Origin of the sequence: Burkholderia sp. JPY481, from assembly GCF_038900515.1 — a bacterium.
In the GTDB taxonomy this organism is placed as follows: domain Bacteria; phylum Pseudomonadota; class Gammaproteobacteria; order Burkholderiales; family Burkholderiaceae; genus Paraburkholderia; species Paraburkholderia youngii.
Genome location: NZ_JAYMRT010000064.1, coordinates 1 through 7,234, shown reverse-complemented (window position 1 = coordinate 7,234; position 7,234 = coordinate 1). Strand labels below are relative to the sequence as shown.

The window sequence follows — 7,234 nt, the reverse complement described above, 5'->3', positions numbered from 1 at the left end:
CGTCATTCATCGCTCGGCTTCACGTCGCCAACTCAGTTCATGCAAGACTGGCTTGCGGCTCAGCGGACAAAGGATACGGCTGCATAACCCCGGACCTCTGGAAGGCGAAAAACCGAGGGAAGCTCAAAGTCCGTAAGCAGTATCGTCCCACTTGAATTGGTGGTTGCCTTTGTCATTGATCCTGCTTCGTAGCCAGACCAGTGAAAAGCAACATTTGCCGAAAGTGTCCGCCAGAAATATCGCAACGTTCTGCGGTGCGCCACTGCTATTGGCGACGGTCACGGAATAGGTCACGATAAAATGTCGATCCTTCTTCTTCGCGGGAGAAAATGAATGCTTCAAGGGAATTGATATAGATGAATATTATATGCGCTTATTGATTTGCCATTGGCGGTGATGGCGCGTATTGGCAATTTATTGTCGCCGAGCTTAATAAAAACCAGTCTGTTTGAAAACAGACTGGTTTTACCGAGCCACCGAAAAGCAGGCTGCCAGCCTCCGGCTATACCGGGCCCGGGACGAATTGTAACGTATCAGTCAGCTTGAATTTCAACGAAGTCGCGCCTCCCGCAAATTCGAATTGTGTCGGACTGCTGACAAAGCTGCCAGAGACAGCAACGCCTTGCTTGGCCTCAGTTGTGCAGATCCAGTAAATCGGGTGGGTGTCAAACAAAAATTTGCCATTTGGTTTGCCTTGCATTGCAAACGTTGGCAGAGAATTCATGTACACGGCAAGGCTCATTGCTTGTGACTGTGAAACTGTAAACGACGCGTCTGTCGTGACCAGCATGCTACCGTTGGGCACCTGCGGGTCGTTGAATGCCAGAGGACGAGTCTCAAACTGCTCATCAGCATAAGTCACGCCCATCTCGTTGTTGCCGCCAGCAGCGGTTGGATCCATCCTTTGGAGCGGGCCGCCAGAACTCCACTGGACGCCCGGTACAAGCGGTTGCTCGGAGGTGCCCCAGTTGAGCGCCCAGTCGACTGTCCAATTGTAGATATTGGTATTGCCATTGTTGACCGATTGCAGAAGCCACACTAGTGGCAATCCTGCTTTTAAATTAGGATACGTCTGGTAGATAGCGACATTCGCGGGAGCGCCGCTGGCATTGAGCACGGATATGGTGTAAGAAGACATGAGTGCATTCACTTATTTCAAGAGTTGATGGATAACTTATCCTGCCCTTGGCGGCAAATCTGAACGATTTGCTCAATCAAGGTGTGAAAGTTCTACGAAGTAAATGAGTAAGGTACTACGTTTCCGGTTGGTGGAACGTTTGTACGTTCGCCTAGCCAAAGCAGCTTACGTGCCAGGTGACCCGAGAACACGAGAAATGGCCGACACAACACATTAGTCTTTGAGGGTGATTGTCCTAGGTGTTGGGTTCTCGACATTGTATGTTCACAAGCGGGACCGAAGTACTCACGCGGCGGCGCAAGCGATCGGGCGAAGCCGGCGTCGAAGAACTGCTCACCTCACTCTATCGCAATCAGCTCGCCGCACGCTTCGCCGCTTGGCATCTTTTCATTGAGGTGCCGGGTTCCGTTTTCTGAACAGATCTGAGTCCTCTCCGCTATTGCGCCGCGAACAATTTAACGTGACAGCGCCGAAATTGGCCTCGTCGCAACTAAGACGATAAACGGCGGGTTTGTCGGGTTTGAAATGTAGGCCTCCACGTAAAAATTGCGTTGGCTGACCGACGGTCGCGAATGTGGGCGGAAACGAGTGAGTTGGCATGAAACTCGCTTTTGATAAACATGCGAGCTGCTCAGGAAAAAGGACATGCCCGTCTTACGGATACCCGCGCCGCCGCGCTTTGACACCATGACTCCATATGCGTGTTCCTTTAACAACATTCGCCAGGCCGGTTGCCTAGTTGGTTTGCTCGGGACGCTTTCGACGTGTTCTGCGATGGACAATTTTATTTATATGCCCACAATTGCATCCGAAATGAATTCTCGAGATCGAGCATAAATTGCCGGGGGATGATGTTGCCCGACTCAAGACCCGGTGAAACTATCTCAACGACGGTGGCGATCAACTCCATTGATGACTATCGCTTGCTGTTCAGCGGCGAAGCGTGCGAAGCAGCGCGGGCAGGTTTTTCCGACCCACTCAGTGCGTTATCTCGACCCGTAACCAGAACGGGAATTCCTCTGGGCGCTTTGAACAGACTGGCCGACTATGTCGATGGACATGGCGTTCTTGCTCCGAACGACAAGGCATTGAATACAAATTTTCGTGCAGTACGGATCGGCTTGTCCTTTCATGAGAGGTTTTCTTGAAACAGGAATAACTTAACGATATTGGTCGATTTCATTGTTCAAGAAATCGAAACCGCAGGAAAATAAGTGTCCGTATCGCCGATACGGGCGTGAACGTCATAAACCTGTTGGATATTTTTGAAGGAGTTGATATGAATGACCATACGTCAAGCAGCAATTCATCATTGCGAGGTGCACGGCCGAACGGCGCCGAGACGGAAGTGCACGCGATCGATCCGGAAATGCTGGAAGCGATGCTCGTCGAAGCGACAGACACCGCACCGGCCGTGAATGACCCGTCGCTGGCGTTGGACGAGGATCTGGAGACCTGCGACTTGCACGCAATCGGCGCCGCTGCCTCCGGCACGCGGTCGAAAATGCGATTCGGCCGCACGACGCAGACCATCACCGAAAGTTGCGAGCACACCTGCGGCGGGTGTCGGGGCTGACGGAGAGGTTCGCGATGGACGCGCAAGTCGTCACGCTTCTTCCTCCACTCGCGGAATCGACGTTGCGCGATTGGGTCGCTCGCAGCGCGTGGCTAGGCGAGCGCCTGACCTGCCCCCCCGACGCCGGTGGCGTCGGGGGCGACAAGGAGGCTACCGCTTTTGCGTCCTGGCGCCGATTGGCCGCGAAGGATCACGCGCACCATTTCGACACCTATCTCGAACGGCTCGGGCTGAGCGAGCACCAGGCGGTGCTGCGCCTCGGCCCTACTAGGCAGGCCGGCCGCGCTGCGCTGCCTGACTGGGCGAATCGCTTGCCCGCGTGGATTGCGCTCGTTTGTACGGGCGACGCGGCATCGGAGGGCCGCGACAACGGCAATGTCCCGTTTGCCGATCTCTTTCGTCCGCTGGGCCGTGCCATATGGGATCGCATCGCCCGCCATTTGGATGGCTCGCTTTGGGCCGCGCCGGTTCGAGACGACGTGAGCGCTGGGCTAGCCACACACCTGTCCGCCCTGTTCGCCGACAGCCTTTACGTCTGGTTCGACGCATTCCGGTCGGTCCGGCAATCGCACGGCCAGCTTGCGGCGGACGAGGCTGCGGCCGCGTCGAACCGAATTTACACCGATTTCCTGTCGTGGCTGCGCAGCGGGCATTTCGTTCGCTTGCTCGATCGAAAGCCGGTCCTTGCCCGCTTTTTCGCGATCTCCGTCCTGCAGTGGGAGCAGCATGTGACGGAGCTCGCGCAGCGTCTCGAGCATGATCGGCAGGTGATTGTCGCGCGGTTCTTCGGCGGTCGCTCGCCCGGTGCGGTCGCCGGCTTGGACTTCGGCATGTCGGATCGGCACCGGGACGGGCGCGGCGTCGCGATCGTGCGGTTCGACAGCGGGCAGCAGCTGGTTTATAAGCCTCGGGATCTGGGCATCGATGGTGCGTGGGCGACATTCCTGCAACGCATCCAGGCAGCCGGCGCACCGGGCGAACTCCGGACGCCGGACGTACTATGCCGGGACGGCTATGGCTGGACGTCGTTTGTCAACGCCGAGCCGTGCGCGTCGCTCGACGAAGTACGCGTGTTCTACCTGCGCGCAGGCGCGCTTCTCGCGCTGTTCCAGATCCTTGGCAGTTGCGATTTCCATCAGGAGAACGTCATTGCATGCGGCAGCCATCCAATACCGGTGGACCTCGAAACGCTGCTGCGCCCCGGGGGCAGGCTAGATGGCGACGACCGGCCTTGGCATCCGGCTATCTCCGCCGCGGTGCGGATCATGAGCGCATCGGTGCTCGAATCGGGCTATCTCCCGTACTGGAATACGTTTCGCAGTACGAGATGGACCGCGGGCGGGCTGAGCTGGTCGGCTCCCGAGGAGGTCAAGGTGACTGGCTGGCTGCATGCAAATACCGATGCGATGATGCTCGGCCGCAAGCCGCTTGCAATCGACGCCGTGCGGCATCTGCCGAGGCTCGCGGAATCCATTGCCGATCCTTCGGGCCATCTCGGAGACATCGATGCCGGGCTCGTGGCCATGGGGCGCTTCGTTCTGGCCCATCGCGAGACGGTCCGCGACGCGCTCGCCGTGTTTCGCGACACCAGCGTGCGGGTCGTGCTCCGCGACACGCGCTTCTATGAGATGTTGAGCCGGCGTGCGATGCAGCCGACGCGGCTGGTGGACGGGTTGAGCGCCAGCCTCGAGTTGGAGTTCCTGATGCGGTTCCATCATCCGGTCGACGCGAACGCAATAACGTGCGTGCGTTGCGAGCAGACGGCCATGCTGCGCCTCGATACGCCGCTGTTCCGGATGAGAAGCGACGGCACGACACTGCATGAGGTTGGCGGCGAGGAAGTCGAATTCTTCTACCTGAAAGACGACGTGCTGTCGCCGATGGCGCACGCGGCGGCACGGCTCGATGCATTCGACGACGCACACCTTGAGCAGCAGCGGCGACTCTTGCGCTTCGCGTTCTCGCGCGATGGCATCGCGCCCGCGTTCGCCAGCGACGCGTGGCCGGAGGACAGCGATCGAGCCTGGCGTCCTCAGGAAATGGTGCAGCGTGCTACCCGCATCGGCGAGCATCTGCTGTCGCTGGCCGTCGTCAGCGACGGCGGTGCGACATGGATCGGCCTGCCCTCGACCGCCATCGATGCCGCGCCGCACATCCAGGTGCTAGGCGAGAACTTCTATGACGGGACGGCGGGCATTGCCGTCTTCCTGCTGGCCCTTGCTCGCGCGACCGGACGCGACGATTGCAGGCAGACCGGCCTCAACGCATTTGCGACGCTGCGCGACGGTTTCGTCCGCGAACGGCATGCCGGCTTTCCCGACCGGGACCGGATTCTCGGCGGAGCCGAAGGCCTGGCGTCCTGCATCTATCCGCTCGTGCTGGGCGCGCACTTGGCCGACTCTGACATGCTGCTGGACTGGGCCGAGGAGATCGCGCAATGCATCGGTGACGCGTGGATCGGCGCGGATACCGCATACGACGTCATCGGCGGGGCGGCGGGTGCCATGCTCGGCTTGCTGGCTTTGCACGAGGCCGGCCGGCCGATCGGATTGGACCGCGCCATGGCCTGCGGTGCGCATCTGCTCGCACACTGTCGGCCGGCTCCGGCGGACGATACCGTCGGCCATGCGCGTCCACTCGCGGGGATGTCTCACGGCGCGGCGGGGTTCGCTTATGCGCTCCAACGCCTCGCGGCCGCGTCGGCGCGACGCGAATGCTCTAGCGCCGCTGCGGAATGGGTCGCATACGAGCACGCGCTCTTCGATGATGCAACCGGCAACTGGCCGGACCTGCGCTTCGAGGCCGAGGAACGACCGCAGTCCGAACACGCGAGCTGCCGATGGTGCCACGGCGCATCCGGGATCGGACTGGCGCGTCTCGGGATGGTTCTGCACGGCGCGTCCGCACGCGCCGTGCGCGAAGACCTGGAGCGGGCAATCGCCCGCACGGTGGCGGAACCGATGAGCGCGCTCGACTGCCTGTGCTGCGGCAATTTCGGACGGCTCGATCTGCTATTGGAAGCCGGCGTCACGCTCGGGAGGCCGGCGCTCGTCGCGCTGGCGCGCCGACGCGCCGCTGCTCGTCTGGATCGCACGGTGGAAGGCTTTAGCTGGCCGTTCGGCAGCGACAACGAGAACCTCGGTTTTTTCCAGGGTGTCGCGGGCATTGGCTACGAATTGCTCCGCCTCGCGTATCCGAGCAAGTTTCCATGCGCGCTGCTGTGGGGGATCGGGTCTCGCCCGATTGCGTCCACCCATTGGGATCGAGAAGAGGAGACATCAGATGCATAGCGAAGCGGAAGTGACCATCGTTGGCGGCGGGCTCGATTTTTCGAAGGATCCGAGCGTCGAGGCATGTCGGGCGATTCGCCACGCAGAGGTCGTGTTTCACGCCGGATGTCATGAGGGCGTTGCCCGCTGGCTGGCCGATCTCGCCGGCGACGCGGACGTCGTCGACATCGATACCGGTCACTATCAGGTCGGCCAGTATCGGCCCGACATGTACCGCGCGATGGCGTCCCGGGTGGTGGGCGCGGCGCGCGAGTCGGGCGCCGTGGTCCTGATCGAGCCGGGCAGTGCGATGGTGACGGACCTCGTGACGCGCTTCGTGCTGGAGGCCGCACACGGTGCCGGGCTGCGCACCCGGATCGTCGCGGGCATTTCCAGTCTGGAGCATCTTTGCATCACGTTCGGCATCGATCCGTCCAGCGGGTTACAGACCGTGCTCGCACAGGAACTCGTGGCACGGCGAATCAGGCTGAGCGCCGGGCTCGATACCGTCGTCATCCAGCCCGGTTACTTCGACACGTTGTGGCACGTGGGTTGGCCGCAATCCCGTGCCGACCGCTTTAACGCGCTGGCCGAGACGCTGTCGCTGTCGTTCGGGCCGCGTCAGGCAATGGCGCTGGTCAGGTTTCCGATGCATCCGGCCGACATGATGCACGAATTCTGGTTCAAGCTGGCCGACCTGCATCGAACGGTGCAGATGATGACGCCGCTGCACACGCTGTTCGTACCCGCATCGGAATGCGGCGAGCGCGATGCGACGTTCTGGTCGCGCATGCACGTGTGGGAACGCTCCATCGTGTTTCTCGAAACCGGCGCGGACGGCTCGCCGCTGCAACTTGCGCCGATCGCGTCCAACGTCGCCCTGAAGCAGATCGAGGAGCGGCTCGACGACGATCTCGTATCGTCGTCACGCACGCTGGCGGATGCATGGCGACGTCAGGCGCTGGCCCGGAGCACGGCGAGGATCGCATTCGCGCACGAAGCGGGGACTGATAAGGCCACCCCGGCGATGCCAGAGTGGATCGACCGGCAATGAGCCGGGAAGCGTCGTGGCGCATCATTGCGCTCCCGTGCCGTGCTGGACGGCAGTCCGTGCCTCTGCCGTTGAGAGGTGGCGCCGGAATTTCGGACAAGGTCGGTAAGTGGAACGGTCGGGGCCTGAGCTGGTCATAGGGACCAGCAAAAGGAACCCAAAGATGGCAAAAAGAAGCCGCCGGTCGCATAGCCCGGCAT

At 60.9% G+C, this 7,234-nt stretch carries 5 protein-coding genes; 4 read left to right on the top strand and 1 reads right to left on the bottom strand.

Features of this window, described 5'->3' with window-relative positions:
• Positions 1 to 502: 502 nt before the first annotated feature.
• Positions 503 to 1,138, bottom strand: coding sequence for a RhiA family protein (locus VSR82_RS39285; RefSeq protein WP_498858852.1), 636 nt, complete (start codon positions 1,136 to 1,138; stop codon positions 503 to 505).
• Between the two features lie 848 nt (positions 1,139 to 1,986).
• Between VSR82_RS39285 and VSR82_RS39280 the strand changes: the two genes are divergently transcribed.
• The 4 genes from VSR82_RS39280 to VSR82_RS39265 all read left to right on the top strand — a co-directional run bounded on the left by VSR82_RS39280 (position 1,987) and on the right by VSR82_RS39265 (position 7,037).
• A complete protein-coding gene (locus VSR82_RS39280) occupies positions 1,987 to 2,286 on the top strand; it encodes a hypothetical protein (protein WP_498858851.1) in 300 nt (99 codons plus the stop codon).
• A gap of 89 nt (positions 2,287 to 2,375) precedes the next feature.
• Positions 2,376 to 2,714: a hypothetical protein gene (locus VSR82_RS39275; protein ID WP_410853035.1), complete on the top strand. Its 339-nt coding sequence runs from the start codon at positions 2,376 to 2,378 to the stop codon at positions 2,712 to 2,714.
• 14 nt (positions 2,715 to 2,728) lie between these two features.
• Positions 2,729 to 6,004, top strand: a complete 3,276-nt coding sequence (locus VSR82_RS39270) for a type 2 lanthipeptide synthetase LanM family protein (protein WP_498858850.1) — start codon at positions 2,729 to 2,731, stop codon at positions 6,002 to 6,004.
• On the top strand, positions 5,997 to 7,037 hold the full coding sequence (locus VSR82_RS39265; RefSeq protein WP_498858849.1) for an SAM-dependent methyltransferase: 1,041 nt from the start codon (positions 5,997 to 5,999) through the stop codon (positions 7,035 to 7,037). The genes VSR82_RS39270 and VSR82_RS39265 overlap by 8 nt, the downstream gene beginning before the upstream one ends.
• Positions 7,038 to 7,234 lie beyond the last annotated feature (197 nt).